The 19,907-nt window shown below is 44.3% G+C and carries 20 protein-coding genes and 1 pseudogene; all 21 read left to right on the forward strand.

From position 1 onward, the window contains the following. The first annotated feature begins 23 nt into the window (after positions 1-23). The 21 genes and pseudogenes from EWM62_RS14250 (at position 24) to EWM62_RS14355 (ending at position 19,858) form a co-directional block, all read left to right on the forward strand. The gene (locus tag EWM62_RS14250; RefSeq protein ID WP_129877337.1) at positions 24-848 is read left to right on the forward strand and encodes an energy transducer TonB; all 825 of its coding nucleotides are present in this window, start codon (positions 24-26) and stop codon (positions 846-848) included. Positions 849-1,074: 226 nt separating this feature from the next. Beyond that, complete coding sequence (locus tag EWM62_RS14260) at positions 1,075-1,989, forward strand: PstS family phosphate ABC transporter substrate-binding protein (RefSeq protein WP_129877339.1); 915 nt, start codon at positions 1,075-1,077, stop codon at positions 1,987-1,989. 33 nt (positions 1,990-2,022) lie between these two features. Further along, positions 2,023-3,732 carry a tetratricopeptide repeat protein gene (locus EWM62_RS14265; protein WP_238989354.1) on the forward strand — a complete coding sequence of 570 codons (1,710 nt, stop codon included), beginning with the start codon at positions 2,023-2,025 and terminating at the stop codon, positions 3,730-3,732. Between the two features lie 75 nt (positions 3,733-3,807). Then, entirely contained in the window at positions 3,808-4,179 is a 372-nt protein-coding gene (locus EWM62_RS14270; RefSeq protein ID WP_129877341.1) for an NADH-quinone oxidoreductase subunit A, read from the forward strand. A gap of 202 nt (positions 4,180-4,381) precedes the next feature. Next, positions 4,382-4,923, forward strand: a pseudogene (locus EWM62_RS14275) (NADH-quinone oxidoreductase subunit B). Next, on the forward strand, positions 4,923-5,426 hold the full coding sequence (locus EWM62_RS14280; protein WP_129877342.1) for an NADH-quinone oxidoreductase subunit C: 504 nt from the start codon (positions 4,923-4,925) through the stop codon (positions 5,424-5,426). The pseudogene EWM62_RS14275 and the gene EWM62_RS14280 overlap by 1 nt, the downstream one beginning before the upstream one ends. Before the next feature lie 6 nt (positions 5,427-5,432). Then, positions 5,433-6,644, forward strand: coding sequence for an NADH-quinone oxidoreductase subunit D (locus tag EWM62_RS14285; RefSeq protein ID WP_129877343.1), 1,212 nt, complete (start codon positions 5,433-5,435; stop codon positions 6,642-6,644). Beyond that, positions 6,637-7,161 carry an NADH-quinone oxidoreductase subunit NuoE family protein gene (locus EWM62_RS14290; protein WP_129877344.1) on the forward strand — a complete coding sequence of 175 codons (525 nt, stop codon included), beginning with the start codon at positions 6,637-6,639 and terminating at the stop codon, positions 7,159-7,161. The genes EWM62_RS14285 and EWM62_RS14290 overlap by 8 nt, the downstream gene beginning before the upstream one ends. Before the next feature lies 1 nt (position 7,162). Next, on the forward strand, positions 7,163-7,345 hold the full coding sequence (locus EWM62_RS14295; protein ID WP_129877345.1) for a hypothetical protein: 183 nt from the start codon (positions 7,163-7,165) through the stop codon (positions 7,343-7,345). 2 nt (positions 7,346-7,347) lie between these two features. Continuing rightward, on the forward strand, positions 7,348-8,712 hold the full coding sequence (gene nuoF / locus EWM62_RS14300; RefSeq protein WP_129877346.1) for an NADH-quinone oxidoreductase subunit NuoF: 1,365 nt from the start codon (positions 7,348-7,350) through the stop codon (positions 8,710-8,712). Positions 8,713-8,892: 180 nt separating this feature from the next. Beyond that, complete coding sequence (locus EWM62_RS14305) at positions 8,893-9,891, forward strand: 2Fe-2S iron-sulfur cluster-binding protein (protein WP_129877347.1); 999 nt, start codon at positions 8,893-8,895, stop codon at positions 9,889-9,891. Continuing rightward, positions 9,891-10,922 (forward strand): NADH-quinone oxidoreductase subunit NuoH, encoded by a 1,032-nt coding sequence (gene nuoH / locus EWM62_RS14310; RefSeq protein ID WP_129877348.1) that lies wholly within the window; start codon positions 9,891-9,893, stop codon positions 10,920-10,922. Before EWM62_RS14305 ends, nuoH begins: the two co-directional genes overlap by 1 nt. Positions 10,923-10,938: 16 nt before the next feature. Beyond that, the gene (locus EWM62_RS14315; protein WP_129877349.1) at positions 10,939-11,436 is read left to right on the forward strand and encodes a NuoI/complex I 23 kDa subunit family protein; all 498 of its coding nucleotides are present in this window, start codon (positions 10,939-10,941) and stop codon (positions 11,434-11,436) included. A 63-nt stretch (positions 11,437-11,499) separates the two neighbouring features. After that, positions 11,500-12,009, forward strand: a complete 510-nt coding sequence (locus EWM62_RS14320; RefSeq protein WP_129877350.1) for an NADH-quinone oxidoreductase subunit J family protein — start codon at positions 11,500-11,502, stop codon at positions 12,007-12,009. Then, entirely contained in the window at positions 12,009-12,338 is a 330-nt protein-coding gene (nuoK, locus tag EWM62_RS14325; protein WP_129877351.1) for an NADH-quinone oxidoreductase subunit NuoK, read from the forward strand. Before EWM62_RS14320 ends, nuoK begins: the two co-directional genes overlap by 1 nt. Before the next feature lie 121 nt (positions 12,339-12,459). Continuing rightward, positions 12,460-14,379 (forward strand): NADH-quinone oxidoreductase subunit L, encoded by a 1,920-nt coding sequence (gene nuoL, locus EWM62_RS14330; RefSeq protein ID WP_129877352.1) that lies wholly within the window; start codon positions 12,460-12,462, stop codon positions 14,377-14,379. 8 nt (positions 14,380-14,387) lie between these two features. Continuing rightward, the gene (locus tag EWM62_RS14335) at positions 14,388-15,854 is read left to right on the forward strand and encodes a complex I subunit 4 family protein (RefSeq protein WP_129877353.1); all 1,467 of its coding nucleotides are present in this window, start codon (positions 14,388-14,390) and stop codon (positions 15,852-15,854) included. Between the two features lie 16 nt (positions 15,855-15,870). Further along, the gene (locus EWM62_RS14340; protein WP_129877354.1) at positions 15,871-17,250 is read left to right on the forward strand and encodes an NADH-quinone oxidoreductase subunit N; all 1,380 of its coding nucleotides are present in this window, start codon (positions 15,871-15,873) and stop codon (positions 17,248-17,250) included. A 56-nt stretch (positions 17,251-17,306) separates the two neighbouring features. After that, the gene (locus tag EWM62_RS14345; protein ID WP_129877355.1) at positions 17,307-17,945 is read left to right on the forward strand and encodes a DedA family protein; all 639 of its coding nucleotides are present in this window, start codon (positions 17,307-17,309) and stop codon (positions 17,943-17,945) included. An 18-nt stretch (positions 17,946-17,963) separates the two neighbouring features. Beyond that, a complete protein-coding gene (locus EWM62_RS14350; protein ID WP_129877356.1) occupies positions 17,964-18,509 on the forward strand; it encodes an inorganic diphosphatase in 546 nt (181 codons plus the stop codon). An 8-nt stretch (positions 18,510-18,517) separates the two neighbouring features. After that, positions 18,518-19,858, forward strand: a complete 1,341-nt coding sequence (locus EWM62_RS14355; protein WP_129877357.1) for a hemolysin family protein — start codon at positions 18,518-18,520, stop codon at positions 19,856-19,858. Positions 19,859-19,907: the final 49 nt, after the last annotated feature.

Here is a 19,907-nt window from a genome sequence, read left to right on the forward strand (position 1 = left end):
AAGTAAATTAACGTTATAAGATAATGTTTGGATCAAAATTAGACATACTAAACCAGCAGTGGATTGACGTTGTTTTTACAGGCCGTAACAAAGCTTATGGTGCATACGAACTTAGAAAGGAAAATCCTCGTAATACAAACAAGGCCCTTATAATTGGTGTAGCAGCATTTGTTTTACTTATATCTTTTAAAACAATCCTCAATGCAATAGAGGGATTTATCCCCAAGGCTGACGAGAAGGTGAAAGTTACCGAAGTGGTGCTGCCGCCGCCACCGGTGAACGAGCAGGTGAAACCACCACCGCCGCCGCCAGAACCACCTAAACCAAAGGTAGACCAGGTGCGTTTCCCTCCTCCGGTTGTAAAACCAGATAACGAGGTACAGGAAAAAGAACCGCCAACCGTAAAAGAGCTGGAGGTTGCAGATCCTGGGCAAAAAGACCAGAAGGGTGACCCTAACGCCGATATCAGGATTGAAGAGCCGGTAGGTAACTCTGATGTTAAACAGGTAGTTGAAGAAAACCCTAACCAGATCTTTACAGCTGTAGAGCAATCTCCGGGATTTCCGGGGGGTGAAGGTGCATTTGGAAAATACTTAAGTAAGAATATCCGTTATCCTGCTATTGCAAGGGAAAACAACGTTCAAGGGCGTGTGGTTTTAACCTTTGTGGTAGAAAAAGACGGTTCGTTAACCGATATTAAGGTTTTACGCCAACTGGGTAGCGGCACCGATGAAGAAGCTATACGTGTGTTAAAAGCTTCTCCTAAGTGGAAACCAGGTATTCAAAACGGGCGCCCGGTTCGTGTACAATACAGTATACCTGTAAACTTCCAACTGGCGCAAGAGTAAAAATTAATGTTATCAAATAACAATGAGAAGCAAAAATCGCCCAAAAGGCGGTTTTTGCTTATTTTAGGAGTCGCAGCATTTATTGGCTTTTGTGTATTGGGCTTAATGATCATTTTTTGGGATAACTTCCCCCTTGATCTGCCTAAATCGCAACGGACCATTTTTGGTTCGGTTATATTAATATATGCAGTTTTACGTTTTTCGCGCTATTTAAGAAAGGACCCTAATGAAAATTAGTTTTAAGCCGCTATTAGCAGGGTTAGCGTTATTAACTGTATTACAGGGCTGCGAGCAAAGTACAAGTAAAAAGCCGGTACTTGATGGTTTTGCATCGGGCACCGCGCCGTTTTCTGTCGATGAGTCTTTTTCGCCTATTATCGACGAAGAACTGTATATTTTTAAGGCAATGTTTACAGCCGCCAACCCCGTAATAAGCTACAAGCCCGAGGCCGAAGTTGTAAATGATTTGCTGAACGATAAAGTGAGGGTAATTATACTATCGCGCAACCTTGATACAGCAGAACTTGGGGTATTAAAAAGGCGCAGTTTAACAGCAGACACTATTAAATTTGCTGTAGATGCCATTTCGATCATTGTAAATCAGGCATCTAACGATACAACAATTTCGGTGAAAGAAATTAAAAATATGCTAAATGGGAAATCGAAAACAGATAAAAACATCGTGTTTGATAACCCTAACTCAAGTTTGGTAAGGTATTTGAAGACCTTATCAGGTAACCACGAGTTGAAACAGAAAAATATTTACGCGTTAAGTTCGAGTAAAGAAGTTATAAAGTACGTTAGTACACATCCAAACTCGGTTGGAATAACTGGCTTTAGTTGGCTAAACGATCCGGATAAGGATTATGCCGATGCGGTTGATAAGGTTAAAATTGTTGGTGTTAGGGATGAAAACAGCAGGATTGCCCCTAACGAGTACTTTAAACCTTCGCAGACAACGCTTGTCCAACATACGTATCCGTTAAGCAGGTCGTTGTATATAATTGATTGTACAGGCCGCAAGGGTTTAGGTTCGGGCTTTGCATCGTTCCTGGCCAGCGAACGCGGACAAAGGATAATATTAAAATCGGGTTTGTTACCAGACTCGATCCCCCAAAGGGAAATAAACATTATACACTAACTATATATATTTATAAACTAAGATAAGATGAAAATGATCAGTAAGATAAGTAAGATAGTATTAGCACTTACACTGGTAGGTTCATCAACTGTTTTTGCGCAAAGTATAGCCGATGCAAAAAAAGCGATTGATGCCGAGCAGTTTCAGAAAGCTAAATCGATGCTTAAGAATTTAACAGTTACCCAGGGTACAAAAGACGAGAACTTCTTTTACCTGGGCTGGGTATATATTCTTCAGGATTACCCCGATTCGGCAAAAACTATCTTTCAAAAAGGTATAGCTGTAAACCCAAAATCGGCATTGAACTATGCAGGTTTAGGTGCTGCCGCGTTTTTGGATAAAGATAAAGCAACCGCTACAACTAATTTTAACCAGGCGGTATCGTTAGCCGGTAAGGATAGCAAGCCATATTTGTATGTAGGCCGGGCTTACCTGTTGAATGACGAGGATGGCAAGGTGCCTGCAGCAGATGCAAACGCTGCCATTAACGTGCTGAATAAAGGCAAACTGGTAGATAAAAAAGATGCTGAAATATTGGTGGCTTTGGGTGATGCATTGCGCACACAAAGCAAAAACACCGATGCCTTGGGCAATTACCAGGCCGCATTGGAGATAGACCCTAAACTGGCGCACGCTAAAGTGGCTACGGGTGTTATCTGGAAATATGCGAACAACTTTGAAAGTTCGGAAACTGAGTTTAAAAACGCGTTAGCTATCGACCCTAACTACGGGCCGGCTTACCGCGAATGGGCGGAAACTGATGTGCGCTGGGCATTATCAGACCCTAAAATGGCGTCTGTGAAGATCAAACAGGGTGCTGATAACTATCGCAAATACCTGTCGTTAACAGATATGTCTATCGAGTCGCGCTTACGTTATGCCGACTTCCTGTTATACGCCGGTGATTATAAAACACTGCAAACAGAAGCCGCTGCATTGGCCGGTTCTGCAAACAGCAACCTTAAAGTGTATCGTTATATAGCCTATGCTGCATACGAGAATAAAGATTATCCCGCAGGTTTAGCAGCAATGAACACCTGGATTACAAAGGCCGACCCTAAACGTATCATCACCCGCGATTATGTTTACCAGGGCCGTTTACAACTTGCCAATAAGCAGGATTCGTTAGGGATCTTAACCTTGCGTAAAGCGTTGGCTTTAGATACAAGCAAAGTAGATGTTTACCCAGAGATAGCTAAAGCGCTTTACGGGCAAAAAAAATATGTAGAATCGGGTGAGGCTTATGCAACATTTATTGCAAAATCAAACAAAGCCACTTTAAACGATTACCTGTCAGAAGGTTTAAGTTATTACAAAGGGTTTACCGAGCAATACTTTAGTACCGCTAAGCCAAAGCCAGTACCTGATACCACGTTATTGGTAAAAGCAGATTCGGCATTTAGCTATATTCAGCATAAGGCAAGCGCCCCTGTTGCAATAGTTGCATTGTACCAGGCCCGTGTAAATGATTTTAAAGAACCGGACAGAAACACTTCAAAAGGTTTGGCAAAGCCATATTACGAGCAATATATCCAACTGCAAACTGCTAAAACCACTACAAGTGATAACGACAAGTTATTTTTAGCAGAAGCATACGCTTACTTAGGAACTTATTATGAGTTTAAAGAAAAGGACGATGCTAAAGCTGCCGAGAATTACGGCAAGGCAAGGGAGTATGACCCTACTAACAAAACTGCTGTAGCTTACTTCTCGCGTAAAACCGGGGGTACCAAAGGCAAATAACTTATAGATAAATAAAAAGCCTCCGTTAACAAACGGGGGCTTTTTTTATTATGTACCCATTTGTATATTTGCGCCATGGAATTACACAGTTTGCCGGTTAATTATTTACCAATCATATTCCAGATGCTGGTAGCTATTGGTTTTGTTGTTACAACCATGTTTGTAACCCACAAAATAGGCCCTAAGCGTGTTACCAAGGATAAGCTGACACCCTTTGAATCGGGTATCGAAGTTATTGGGAACGCACGTACCCCGATGTCAATCAAATACTTCCTGGTGGCTATACTATTTGTATTGTTTGATGTGGAAGTGATTTTTATGTACCCCTGGGCGGTAAATTTTCGCGATCTGGGGCGCGATGGCATGATAGAGATGTTCATATTTATGGGCACGCTCCTTGCCGGTTTCTTCTACATTATCAAAAAAGGCGCTTTAAACTGGGATTAGTTTACACAGCCTTTCTTACAGCAAGGGTTAAAGTCTCTCCATCGGTAGCGATTAGAGAGATGTTAAAAGGACTAAGACGTAATTAGTTTAGACTGATTCTAAATATATTCCTGAACCCGCATAGTGTATTTGTTACAGCGTATTTATTGTAAATTTGCGCATCAGTTTTAACTGATGAGTTAATATTATTTGATAAGAATTAATGAGTGATATTCAAATAGTTGAAGCCCCTGCGGGTGTTGAAGGATCGGGGTTTTTTGCCACCAAGCTTGATCAGGCAGTGGGTTTGGCACGTTCACACTCTTTATGGCCATTACCTTTCGCAACATCATGTTGCGGTATCGAGTTTATGGCTACTATGGGTTCGCATTACGATTTAAGCCGTTTTGGCGCCGAGAGGCTTAGCTTTTCGCCTCGCCAGGCCGATCTTTTAATGGTAATGGGTACTATCTCAAAAAAATGGGTCCGGTTTTACGCCAGGTTTACCTGCAAATGGCCGAGCCCCGCTGGGTTATGGCTGTAGGCGCCTGTGCATCAAGCGGTGGTATATTTGATACATACTCTGTACTACAGGGTATTGATGAAGTTATCCCGGTGGATGTTTATGTGCCTGGTTGCCCACCGCGCCCCGAGGCTATTATTGATGGTTTTATGGCTATCCAAAAACTGGTACAAACAGAAACTTTGCGCAGGCGCGAAGAACCTAAGTACCAGGAATTGCTGGCTAAATACGGTATCCAATAATGGCTAAAATATCTAACGAAGAATTACTGCAAAGGCTTAACGATAAGTTTGCCGGCCAGGTTACCCAAACAGGTGCCGATTTTGGTTTGCTTACTGTTGAGGCCAATAAAGAAAGCATCAGCGAAGTGTTAAGTTTCTTAAAAACAGATGCTGCATTGCAGTTCATCTTTTTAACGGACCTTACCGCGGTGCACTACCCCGAGCTGGAAAAACAGATCGTAGTAGTTTACCACTTACATAGCTTAACCACCAATACACGCATCCGTATAAAAGTTGGCCTTACTTTAGAGGACCTGCATATCCCAACGGCATCAACTATTTGGGATGGCGCCAACTGGATGGAACGTGAAACATACGACTTTTTTGGGGTGATATTTGACGGCCACCCCGACCTGCGCAGGATACTTAATGTTGATGACATGACGGTATTCCCGATGAGGAAGGAATTCCCGCTGGAGGATCCAAACCGCGTTGATAAAAAAGATTACTTTTTCGGGAGATAATATAAAATGCAGAACCACCCGGTATACACTGATAACGATCCGCAAACGGAGTACTCCACGCTAAACCTGGGCCCAACACACCCTGCAACCCACGGTGTGTTCCAGAATGTATTGCAGATGGATGGCGAACGTATTGTAAGCGGCGTATCAACCATTGGCTACATACACCGTGCATTTGAAAAAATTGCCGAGCACCGCCCTTTTTACCAGATAACCCCACTTACCGATCGTTTAAACTATTGCTCATCGCCCATAAACAATATGGGATGGCACATGACGGTTGAAAAGCTGTTGAACATACAAACGCCAAAACGTGTTGATTACATGCGTGTAATTATCATGGAGCTGGCCCGTATTGCCGATCATATTATTTGTAATGGTGTATTGGGTGTTGATACAGGCGCTTTCACGGGCTTCCTGTATATGATGGAGCATCGCGAGGAGATCTACGAGATCTATGAAGAAATTTGCGGCTCGCGCTTAACAACAAACATTGGCCGTATAGGGGGTTTCGAGAGAAACTTTAACCATATCGCATTCGCCAAGATCAAAAAGTTTTTGGTGAGGTTCCCGCCGGTATTGCGCGAGTTTGAGGCGCTGTTTAACCGCAACCGGATATTTGTTGACCGTACTAAAGGTGTAGCAGCAGTTACTGCGGCCGATGCTTTAAGCTACAGCTGGAGCGGCCCTATATTGCGCGCTACCGGTGTAGATTATGATGTACGCGCCATGGAGCCGTATTCATCATACGAAGATTTTGACTTTGAAGTACCCGTTGGTGAGAACGGCGACGTTTACAGCCGCTTTTTGGTACGTAACGAAGAAATGTGGCAAAGCCTGCGCATAATTGAACAAGCGCTTGCCAAAATAGAAAAAGAACCAACCGATATATTCCACGCGGATGTGCCGGCGTTTTACCTGCCTCCAAAAGAGGAAGTATATAATAACATGGAAGCTTTGATCTATCACTTTAAAATTGTGATGGGCGAGGTGGATACCCCAACTGCCGAAGTTTACCACGCGGTTGAGGGCGCAAATGGCGAACTTGGCTTTTACCTGATCAATGATGGTGGCCGCTCGCCGTACCGTTTGCATTTCCGCAGGCCAAGCTTCATCAATTACCAGATGTATGCACCAATGAGCAAGGGTATGTTATTATCTGATGCTATTATTAACATGAGTAGTTTAAACGTTATAGCCGGAGAGTTAGATGCTTAGTGTACAGGATACCAACACACCGGTAACATTTTCACCGGAATTGCTCAGCAAATTTGCTGATGTGGTTAGCCGTTACCCCGCGGGGAAGCAAAAATCGGCATTGTTGCCTATACTGCATTTGGTGCAGGCCGAATTTGGCTGGACCAGCGTACCCGCAATGGATAAAGTTGCCGAATATCTTTCTATCCAGCCGATAGAGGTTTACGAGGTAGCATCATTTTATACCATGTACTTTTTAAAGCCACAGGGCAAGTACATGTTAGAGGTTTGCCGTACCGGCCCATGCGAAATTGTGGGCGCAACCCCAATAATGGAGCATATTGAAAAAACACTTGGCGTTGCCGAAGGTGACGTTACCCCCGATGGCTTATTTAGCTGGAGAGGTGTAGAATGCCTTGCTGCATGTGGCTTTGGCCCTGTGCTGCAAATTGGCCCCGAGTATACTTTTTACGAGAACTTAACCACCCAATCGGTTGATAAACTGATTGGTGATTTAAGGCAAAAAGGTAACAGCTAATATGAAAGACAGAACAAGGCTAATCACCTGGGACATCGCATTATTGACAGGCATCCTGATCTATATAAATATTCATATGCCCGAGCGTTACAGCCTGATAGTTGGTTTGTCAACGGTTATGGTACTTACAAATTGTATAAATAATCATATTGCTGCTTATAAATTTAGCGGTAAAATATATTAGTAATGGCACGTAAATTACTTTTAGAACATATAAACGTACCCGGCATCAATACATTTGATGTTTACCGCTCAAAAGGCGGTTACGCTGCTGTTGAAAAAGCCCTGAAAACCTTAACCCCTGATGAAGTGGTGGAAGAGGTAAAAAAATCGGGTTTGCGCGGCCGTGGTGGTGCGGGTTTCCCTACCGGGATGAAATGGAGCTTTTTGGCCAAGCCCGAAGGCGTTGAGCGCTACCTGGTTTGTAATGCCGATGAATCTGAACCCGGTACTTTTAAAGACCGTTACTTAATGACCTATATCCCTCACTTATTAATTGAGGGGATGATAGTAGCCAGCTTTGCGTTGGGTGCAAAAACATCATACATATACGTACGCGGCGAAATGATGCCGCAGATCCGCATCCTGGAAAAAGCCATTGCCGAAGCAAAAGCGAAAGGCTTTTTAGGCAAAAATATTTTAGGCACCGATTACAGCCTGGAACTTTACGTACAACCCGGTGGTGGTGCTTACATCTGCGGCGAAGAAACCGCTTTGTTAGAATCACTGGAAGGTAAACGCGGTAACCCGAGGATAAAACCTCCGTTCCCGGCTATTGCAGGTTTGTATGGTTGCCCAACGGTAGTAAACAATGTTGAATCAATCGCGGCTGTTGTCCCTATCATTAATGAAGGTGGCGACGAGTACGCAAAATTAGGTATCGGCCGTAGTACCGGTACCAAACTGATCTCGGCAGGTGGTAACTTAAAAAAACCGGGTGTTTACGAAATTGACCTTGGCCTGCCTGTTGAAGAATTTTTATACAGCGACGAATATTGCGGGGGCATTGCCAATGGCAAACGTTTAAAAGCGGTTGTTGCGGGTGGTTCATCTGTACCTATCCTGCCTGCTAACCTGTTCATGAAAACCATTAATAACGAACCCCGCCTGATGAGCTACGAATCATTGGCCGATGGTGGTTTTGTTAGCGGTACCATGATGGGCTCAGGTGGTTTTATAGCTTATGACGAAGACCAGTGTATCGTACGCAACACCTGGAACTTCGCGCGTTTTTATCATCATGAAAGCTGCGGACAATGTTCGCCTTGCCGTGAAGGTACTGGCTGGATGGAGAAAGTTTTACACCGCCTGGAATACGGCCACGGTAAAATGAGCGACATGGATCTGCTGGTTGATGTAAGTAAAAAAATTGAAGGGAATACCATTTGTCCGCTTGGTGACGCGGCAGCATGGCCTGTAGCCAGTGCTATCCGCCACTTTAGGGATGAGTTTGAATGGCATGTAACGCATCCGCACGAAGCAACAACCAGGAATTTTGGTATCGCGCATTACGCGGATCCGCTTCCTAAGTTAGAAGCAACAGCGAGTTAAGAAAGTCAAAATAAAACCATGTCATTGCGAGCCAGGGCAGTGCGGTGACATGAGCGGTGAAGCAATCTCGTCGCATACAGGGGCGACAGGCAAGGCTACGAGATTGCCGCGCTACGCTCGCAATGACACAAAAGAATAAACGCATCGGCAACGATGAAAAAATAAAAAGACGAAAGTCAAATGAAGGTAACGATAGACGGATTTCCTATTGAAGTAGAAGCCGGGACAAGCATCCTGAACGCCGCGAGGCTGATAGGCGGCGATATTGTTCCGCCTGCTATGTGCTATTACTCCAAGCTGGAAGGCAGTGGCGGTAAATGCCGTACCTGTTTGGTGCAGGTAACCAAGGGTTCTGAAAAAGACCCGCGCCCTATGCCAAAGCTGGTAGCAAGCTGCCGTACTACTGTGATGGATGGTATGGAAGTGAAAAACATCACTTCGCCCGAAGTTATTGAGGCACGTAAAGGCGTGGTAGAGATGTTATTGATCAACCACCCATTGGATTGCCCTGTGTGCGACCAGGCCGGTGAGTGCCACCTGCAAGATCTTGGTTACGAGCACGGCGCGGCTAAAACCCGTTACGAGTTTGACCGCCGTACATTCGAGAAAATAGATATTGGCGATAAGATCCAATTACACATGACGCGCTGCATCCTTTGCTACCGCTGTGTTTTTGTTGCCGACCAGATAACCGATCACCGTATCCATGGTATCTTAAATCGCGGCGACCATTCAGAAATTTCTACTTATATCCAAAAAGCGGTTGATAACGATTTCTCGGGAAACGTAATTGATGTTTGCCCGGTAGGCGCTTTAACCGATAAAACCTTCCGCTTTAAAAACCGTGTTTGGTTTACCAAGCCTGTTGAGGCACACCGCGAATGCGAGAACCCAAAATGCTGTGGTAAAGTTACCTTATGGTATAAGGGCGAGGATGTTATCCGTGTAACCGCACGTAAAGATGAGTACGGCGAAGCAGAAGAATTTATCTGCAACACCTGCCGTTTTGATAAAAAGAAAACCAATGACTGGGTAATAGAAGGCCCGCGTAAAATATCGCATAAATCTGTTATCAACTCAAACCACTATGATACGCTGCACCCGCTGCCGGTTGTTAAAACCAACCCGGTATTGATGGAAGCGAATAAAGAACAATTTGAAAGGGAGACACGCCTGTAATGGAATTAACAGATATCGCCATAAAATTTGGGCTTATAATAGTCATATTCCTGATAAGCCTGGTAGTAGCCATGTATTCTACCTATGCCGAGCGTAAAATAGCAGCATTTTTCCAGGATAGGATGGGCCCTAACCGCGCAGGCCCGGGTGGCATGTTCCAGCCATTGGCCGATGGTATGAAGATGTTCATGAAGGAAGAGATCATCCCGACGAACGCGACGCCATTTCTTTTCATTGTTGGCCCTTCGTTAGCTATCCTTACCGCGTGTATCGGTTCGGCAGTTATTCCGTGGGGACAAAACTTTGTAATTGGCGATAAAATTATCCCGTTACAGGTTACAGATATTAATGTAGGTATCCTATATATTTTCGGGGTTGTATCATTAGGCGTTTACGGCGTTATGATAGGCGGCTGGGCATCAAACAATAAATACTCGCTATTGGGTGCTATCCGCGCGGCATCACAAAATATCAGTTACGAAATTTCAATGGGGCTTTCCATCATCGCCCTGTTATTGGTTACCGGCACGCTAAGCCTTGGCGAAATTGCCCAACAGCAACACGGCTGGCACTGGAACGTGATCTATCAACCGGTAGGTTTTATCCTGTTCCTGGTTTGTGCCTTTGCCGAAACTAACCGTACACCATTTGATCTACCGGAGTGTGAGACCGAACTGGTTGGTGGTTACCACACCGAATACTCGTCGATGAAACTTGGTTTTTACTTGTTTGCCGAGTATATCAACATGTTCATATCATCGGCAGTAATGGCTACCCTTTACTGGGGTGGTTACAACTACCCGGGTATGGATTGGGTTACCGCGCATGTTGGCCCGGTTATCGGCCCGCTAATTGGTACCGCGGTTTTCTTTGCCAAGATCTTCGCGTTCATCTTCTTTTTTATGTGGGTACGCTGGACGATCCCGCGTTTCCGTTACGATCAGTTGATGGACCTGGGCTGGAAGATATTGATACCTTTAGCCATCGCAAATATTGTTGTTACCGGTATTGTTATTACTTTATTAAATTAGAGAGAGGTTATTTTCAATGGAATCATTAAGTAATAAAAAGAAGCAACTGACAGTAAAGCCGCTCAATTTTTGGGAGAGGGCTTACCTGCCTGCTATTGTGAGTGGCCTGGCCATCACCATGAAGCACTTCTTTAAAAAGCCGGTTACAATAGCCTACCCTGATGTAAAGCGCGAGTTTTCTGAAAACTACCGCGGGCTGCACTCGCTTAAACGCGATGAGAACGGTGCCGAGCGTTGTACCGCTTGCGGCCTTTGCGCATTATCGTGCCCTGCCGAAGCCATTACGATGCAAGCCGCCGAGCGCCAGAAAGGTGAAGAGAACTTATATCGCGAAGAAAAATATGCTGCCGTTTACGAGATAAATATGCTGCGTTGCATTTTCTGCGGATTATGTGAAGAAGCCTGCCCTAAAGAAGCGATATACCTTGATGGTGACATAGTGCCATCAGATTACCTGAGGAAAGATTTTATATACGGTAAGGACAAATTAGTAGAGGCACCTTTAAATCAATAACAGAAGTTTTATACCTTTGCCCTGCTATTTAAGCAAGGCAAAAGTATTTTGTAAAATATAAACATGAGTACATTTTACTTCATCGCGTTTTTATCCATATTCTTTTCAATACTGGTTATTTCTGCAAAAAACCCGGTGCATAGCATACTGTACCTTATACTTACCTTTTTTACCTTCACCATCCACTATATATTAATGAACGCCCAGTTTTTGGCTATCGTAAACTTCATCGTTTACATGGGCGCCATACTGGTATTGTTCTTATATACGCTTATGCTGATAAACCTGAACAAGGAGAGCGAGCCCGTTAAGCCATTTATGGTAAAGATAGCCGCTGTGTTTGGCGGTGGCATACTGGCGGTAGCGCTGGTATCGTCACTAAAATCGTTAGGCGTATCAGACCCGGTGGTTTTGAAAAATCCCGAGCTTGGCCTGGTAAAAAACCTTGGTAAAGTATTATTCAACGAATTTTTGTTACCGTTTGAGGTATCGTCGGTATTGCTGTTATCGGCAATGGTAGGCGCGGTATTGCTGGCAACAAAAGACCCTAAAGAACCAAAAGTAACCATCTGATGGAAAGTTTAACCCAAACCATTCAAGCGGTTCCGCTTAACCACTACATTTTATTAAGCGCTATCATATTTTCGATAGGTGTGATGGGTGTTTTATTACGCCGTAACGCCATCGTGATATTTATGTCGGTTGAGCTGATGCTTAACTCGGTTAACCTGCTGCTTACCGCGTTTTCGGTTTACCGTGGCGACGCAGCCGGCCAAGTATTTGTATTTTTTATTATGGCCCTGGCCGCTGCGGAAGTTGCAGTAGGCCTGGCTATTATAGTAATGATATACCGCAACACCAACAGCATAGATATTAACGTGCTGAACAGGTTGAAATGGTAGTAGCCCCACCCAAACCCTCCCCGAAGGAGAGGGCTTAAGAAAGGCAAATTTGAAAGTGTTTACAATTTAAAAAAATAAAAAGTCTCTCCGCTAACCAGCGGAGGAGATTTAGAGGGGGCTTATGGACAATTTGATCTGGCTTATTCCTGTACTACCCTTAGCCGGTTTTGTTATTAACGGACTGGGGCGCAATACCCTGTCAAAAGGTATTATCGGTGCTATCGGTAGCTTATTGGTATTGGTTGCATTTGGATTAAGTGTAGCTACTTTCTTCCAGATAAAAAACTCGGGTGTACCAGTTGATGTAAACCTGTTCGACTGGATCTCGGTTGGTAATTTCCACATCCCGTTCGCGTTCCTGGTAGATCAGTTAAGTTCTATTATGTTGCTGATTATTACAGGCGTTGGCTTTTTGATCCATCTTTATTCTATCGGATATATGCATGATGATGCAGGCTTCGGTAAGTTCTTTGCTTATCTGAACCTCTTTGTTTTCTTTATGCTGCTGCTGGTTATGGGCAGTAATTATGTGGTTATGTTTATTGGCTGGGAGGGTGTAGGTTTATGCTCGTACCTGCTTATCGGTTTTTGGTACAGCAACCCAAGTTATGCCGATGCTGCTAAGAAGGCGTTTATCATGAACCGTATTGGTGACCTTGGCTTTTTGCTGGGCATCTTCCTGTTGGTAAACACATTTGGCAGTACAAACTTTGCAGATATTTTCCCCAAAGCGCCGGAGGCGGTTGCTGCAGGTGCACCAATAGTATTAATTACCTTATTGTTATTTGTGGGTGCGGTTGGTAAATCGGCACAGTTGCCATTGTTTACCTGGCTGCCTGATGCGATGGCCGGCCCAACCCCGGTATCGGCACTGATCCACGCGGCTACGATGGTTACAGCAGGTATCTATATGATTGCCCGCTCAAACATTCTGTTCACGCTTGCGCCGACTACTATGGAAGTTATAGCCATTATCGGCTTAGCTACCGCTGCGTTTGCGGCATTGATCGCTTTGACACAAACCGATATTAAGAAAGTACTGGCATATTCAACCGTATCTCAATTGGGTTACATGTTCTTAGGTCTTGGCGTTGGCGCATATACCGGGGCATTCTTCCATGTGTTAACCCACGCGTTCTTTAAAGCATTATTGTTCCTGGGTGCAGGTTCTGTTATCCACGCCATGAGCGGTGAGCAGGATATGCGCAAAATGGGCGGGCTGAAAGGCAAGATCAAGATCACGTTTATTACCATGCTGGTTGGTACAATCGCTATCGCGGGTATCCCTCCATTCTCGGGTTTCTTTTCAAAAGACGAAATTTTGGCTGCGGCCTTCGCGCATAGCACAACGTTTTATGTGGTGGGTGTTATTACCGCGGGGTTAACCTCGTTCTATATGTTCCGGATGATGTACCTTACCTTTTGGGGTAAATTCCGCGGTACGTACGAACAGGAACACCATCTGCACGAGTCGCCTGCAAACATGACCATCCCGTTGATCGTGCTGGCTATATTATCTGCTATTGCGGGTATGATAGGCGTACCGGCGATTTTGGGCGGCCATCACGAATTAGGCGCTTACCTTGCACCGGTATTTGAGGCATCGAACAAATTGTTAGGCGAGCACGAGTTAAGCCACAGCACCGAATGGGTGCTGATGGGCACATCGGTTTTATTAGCACTGATAGCGATGGGCTTTGCTTACAGTAAATATGTATCAAAAGGCCACGTACCGGTATCTGACGAGCAGGAACGCCCGGCATTGGCCAACCTGTCGTACCATAAATTTTATATCGACGAATTATATGATAAGGTTATCCGCAAGCCGTTGGATGCCATATCGGTATTCTTTTATAAAGTAGTTGAACAACTGGGTATCGATGGCTTTGTAAATGGCCTGGGTAAAAGCACTTTGGAAACAAGCAAGGGCCTGCGCCTGTTGCAAACAGGCAATGTAGGTTTCTACATATTTATGATGGTGGTAGGTATTATTGCCATTTTGGTGTACAGTTTAATTAAAATAAATGCGCTTGGCGTTTAACATATAAAATGACGGTTAGTATTTTACTTTTTTTACCGGTTGTGGCAGCACTTTTAGTGTTGTTGTTTAAGAACGAGGCAGTAAAGCACGCGGCTTTGTTCTTTTCTATAATAGAACTTGCGGTAGCTATTTATTTCCTGGCAGGCTTTGTGCCCGATGCATCGGTACAATACGCGGTTGATGCAACCTGGATCCCACAAATGGGTGTACATTTTACAGCGGGCATCGATGGTATAAGTATGGTAATGGTATTATTAAGCACTGTACTTGTTCCGCTTATTATTTTAACAACCTATAAACACCAGTATAAAAACGCCAAAGCATTTTACGCGCTGATATTATTTATGCAGGCGGGGATGTTAACTGTATTTACCGCGTTAGATGGTTTCCTGTTTTACGTAGGCTGGGAAGCAGCATTGATCCCTATTTACTTTATCTGCGCGCTATGGGGCGGCGAAAACCGCATCCGCATTACTATCAAATTTTTCATATACACCTTTGCCGGTTCACTGTTTATGTTGCTGGGTATCATTTACCTGGCGCTGCAAACACCAAGCGGCATTTACGACCTGAGGAGCTTTTACGATCTAAGCCTTAACTTAACCCAGCAATCGTGGGTGTTTTGGGCGTTTTTTATTGCCTTCGCTATCAAGATGCCTGTATTCCCTTTCCATACATGGCAGCCCGATACTTACACCGAAGCCCCTACAGCCGGTACCATGATGTTATCGGGTATTATGTTAAAGATGGGGATCTATGGCGTTATACGCTGGCTGATACCAAACGCGCCTGCGGGTTTCCTGCAATGGCAAAACCTGGCAATGATTTTAGCGGTAATAGGCATTGTTTACGCTTCGCTTATCGCGTTCAATCAAAAAGACGGTAAACGGTTGGTGGCTTACTCCTCAATAGCCCACGTAGGCCTCATAGCCGCCGGTATCTTCGCCTGGACAACGCAAGGCGTACAGGGTGCTATGATACAGATGTTGAGCCACGGGATAAACGTAGTGGGGATGTTCTTTATCTGGGATATCATCAGCCGCCGTTTAAACACCCGCGACATCAGCCAAATGGGCGGCATCGCCAAAGTAGCGCCAAATTTCTCTATCGCGTTTTTAATTATCCTGTTAGGTACAGTTGCCCTGCCGTTAACCAATGGTTTTGTAGGCGAATTTTTGTTGCTGAAAGGTGTTTATAACTATAACATCTGGTTTGCCGCGGTTGCAGGCTTAACCATCATATTTGGCGCGGTATATATGCTGCGCATGTATAAAGGCGTAATGCAGGGCGAAGCAAATGAGCTGACGCTAACCTTTACCGACATATCTGGTTCAGAGAAACTGGTTCTTGGGATCATCTGCGTGCTGATCATCGCAATAGGTGTTTATCCGCAACCTATCCTGCACATATCAGAAGCTGCTGTTACCAATTTGGTTAATACGGTAAGCGCTAAATTTGTCAATGCTAAATATTAATACAGATATAAAATAAATGACGACTCTAATAATCATATCTGTTTTACCCATCGTAATATTATACCTGGGTTTATATAAAGTTCAAAAGGCTTTGTTGCCGGTAACCATTATTGGTTTACTTGCGGCTATGACTGCGGCTATTACCCAATGGAATGATAGCGCCGTGCCGATCTACCACGGGATGATGTTGTTCAACAACTTCTCTGTCGCGTTTTCGGTGGTAAGCATTGTTTCAACCATATTGATATTATTATTGTCGAAAGGATATTTTGAAAGGATAAGCAGCCATATTGCCGAGTATTACGCCATTATTTTGTTTTCGTTAGCGGGCATTATCGTGATGGTATCGTACCACAACCTGGTAATGCTTTTTATCGGTATCGAGATCATGTCGGTAAGTTTATACATCCTGGCAGGCATCCGTAAAAAAGACTTTGCATCAAACGAAGCCGCTTTAAAATACTTTTTGATGGGCGCATTTTCAACAGGCTTCCTGTTGTTCGGTATTGCCCTAATCTATGGCGCTTCGGGTTCATTTGACCTGGATGGCATCCGCGATTGGATAGTTACCCATTCGCGCAGTAACGACCCGTTATTTTATACGGGTGTTATGCTCATCATCGTTGGCCTTTGCTTTAAAGTGGGTGCAGCCCCATTCCATTTCTGGACACCCGATGTTTATGAAGGTGCGCCATCGCTTATCACTCTGTTTATGTCTACCGTGGTTAAGGTGGCTGGTTTCGCGGCGTTCTTACGCCTGTTTTCAGCTTGCTTTTTTACCATCTCGTCCTTTTGGGCACCGGTGCTTTTGGTTATTACCATTATCACCCTGTTCATTGGCAATATAACCGCGCTTTATCAGCAAAGCTTTAAACGCATGATGGCTTTTTCGAGCATCTCGCACGCTGGCTATTTGCTATTTGCTATTGTGGCTTTAGGCGCGGGTTCGGCCAATTCCATATTTGTATACGCCGCAGCATATTCAATTGCCTCTATCATCGCTTTTGGCGCCCTTATACTGGTAAAACAACAAACCCGTACCGATAACTTCGACGGCTTTAACGGGCTTGCAAAAAACAATCCCTTCCTGGCGCTGGTGCTTACTGTAAGCATGCTTTCGCTGGCTGGTATACCGCTTACTGCTGGTTTTATTGGTAAGTTCTTCATGTTTTCGGGTGCGTTGGCACACTACAACACTTTGTTGGTGGTTGTAGCGGTGGTTAACGCTATCATCAGTATTTTCTATTATTTCCGGGTTATTATTGCCATGTATTTCCGCAGCGCCGAGCGTGCCGAGGTTGAAGTACCTGCTTATTATAAGTTTGTATTAGGCATTTCGGCGATTGCAACCATCGTTATCGGGGTATATCCGGCCTTTATATCCGCCCTTATTTAATAAGGGGCTGCTAACTACAATTTGATTTAATATTTGTAGTTTTACGGATATAGTTAATGGAAAACTTTTGGGAATACCTTCAAAATTTAACCGACGCACAGTCTATTTTAAGCAGTGGTGGCTTTTACCTGTTGCTGATAGTAGTATATGCTGAGACCGGTTTGTTTTTCGGGTTTTTTTTACCGGGCGATTATTTGCTGTTTCTTGCAGGCCTGTTAAGCGCCGCCGGGATAATCCATGTGCCTATTTACACCTTAGTACTTTCGCTTATTGCTGCCGGTATTTTAGGCAACTATACGGGCTACTGGTTTGGCTACCGTACCGGGCCGGTATTATTCAGTAAAAACGATTCCTTTTTCTTCAAAAAGCGATATATAGCTGTTGCCGAAGAGTTTTATGCCAAATACGGTGGTATGGCTTTGATTTTAGGCAGATTTTTCCCCATAGTTAGAACATTTGCCCCTATATTTGCAGGTGTTGTAAAAGTTGATCTTAAAAAGTTTACCATTTACAATATTATAGGCAGCGTAGCCTGGGTAACAACCTTAACCTTAACCGGTTATTTTTTAGGCAGGCGCTTCCCCGAGTTAAAGGATTATCTGGAGTACATTGTACTTGGTTTGATAATTATTACAACAATTCCGCTGATTTTTGCTTTTGTGAGAAGACGAATTGCAAAATCAAAAGAACAGTAAAATTAATAGATAGAATACATGAGCACACAACATCCCTGGCATCAGGTTTCACCGGGTGATAATATTCCTGAGATAGTAAACGCGATAATTGAGATACCAAAAGGGTCAAAAGCTAAATACGAGATAGATAAAGAGTCGGGCCTGTTAAAGCTGGACCGTGTTTTATTTTCATCGGTAATGTACCCGGCCAATTATGGCTTTATCCCGCAAACCTATTGCGATGATAAAGATCCGCTTGATATTTTGGTGCTTTGCTCAATAGATGTTTTCCCGATGTCCATCATCGAGGCCAAGGTTGTAGGGGTGATGCACATGGTTGATAACGGCGAACAGGACGATAAGATCATCGCGGTAGCAAAAAACGATATGTCGGTTAATTATATTAACGACCTTACGGAACTCCCACCACACGCCATGACCGAAATTGTACGCTTTTTTAAAGATTACAAGAAGCTGGAAGACAAGAATGTTACTATTGAACATTTGTTAGGTGTACGCTACGCCCATAAAGTAATTACCGAAAGTTTAGAGTTATATAAATCTACTTTCCCTGTTTACAAATAAAATAATTAATGGACCCCGCACATTACGAAATTAGTGTTTTCTACATTTTCGCTACCATTTTCCTGGTATTGCTTAACGGCTTTTTTGTGGCGGCAGAATTTGCCATGGTTAGGGTTAGAGGCTCGCAGATCGAGCTCAGGGCCAAAGCCGGCAGCGGCGTTGCAAAAGTAGCACGCGGCATCCTCCATAATCTTGATGGTTACCTGGCCGCAACCCAATTGGGTATCACCATAGCATCACTGGGGCTTGGTGTTGTTGGCGAGGGCGTAGTTACCAATATTGTATTACGCGGGTTTTTAAGCGTAGGCATTACGCTTACCCCAGGCTTTATTACCGCCAGCCACATCGTTTCGTTTGCTGTTATTACCATATTACATATTGTATTTGGCGAGTTGGCGCCAAAGTCGCTTGCTATTCAAAAATCAGCCGGAACGGTTATGGCCGTATCGTTACCATTAAGATTTTTCTTTGTGGTTTTCAGGCCGGCTATATGGCTGCTTAACGGCTTTGCCAACTTTATATTAAAGCTGTTTGGTATAACAACCTTAGAGGGCGGCGAAACACACCATAGTTCTGAAGAACTGCAATACCTGTTAGAACAGGGACGGGAAACCGGCGCGCTGGACTCTAACGAGCACGAACTGATCCAAAATGTATTTGATTTTAACGAGCGTGTGGTAAAGAACATTATGGTGCCCCGTACCAAAATATCGGGTATTGAACTGGATACCACCAAGGAAGACCTGTTGGAGTGCCTGATAACCGAAGGTTACTCGCGCATGCCTGTTTACGACGAGGTGATCGATAAGATCGTGGGTATTGTTCACGCTAAGGATATCCTGCCTTTGCTGGCCCGTAACGAGCCGATAGTATTGAAGGACATCATCCGCAAGCCATACTTTATCCCGGAAACAAAAAAGATAAACGACCTGATGGCCGAGCTGCAACAAAAGCGCATCCAGATAGCCATCGTGTCCGACGAGTTTGGTGGTACGGCCGGGATGGTTACTCTGGAAGATATTGTAGAGGAGTTGGTTGGCGAGATCCAGGATGAGTTTGACGAAGAAAAGCCAATTGTTGAGAAACTGAACGACCGCGAGTTTGTGGTAAATGCCCTTGCGCCGATATACGACGTGAACGAGCACCTGCCGCACGACCTGCCCGAGGATGGCGACTTTGATACCGTATCCGGATGGCTGGGCCATATTTTTGGTAAGATACCTGATGTAGGTGAGCAAAAGGAAAGTAACGGCTACAACATTACCGTGCTGAAAAAATCTGACCAGAACATCGAATCTGTAAAACTGGAGCTGCTGATAAACGAAGAGGACGCTGTAGATTTACATTAGTTTCGAGTATCAAGTAGTTAGTGTCATGACCAGGATCCACTACTTTAAA

Origin of the sequence: Mucilaginibacter terrigena, from assembly GCF_004168255.1 — a bacterium.
Classification (GTDB): Bacteria; Bacteroidota; Bacteroidia; order Sphingobacteriales; family Sphingobacteriaceae; genus Mucilaginibacter; species Mucilaginibacter terrigena.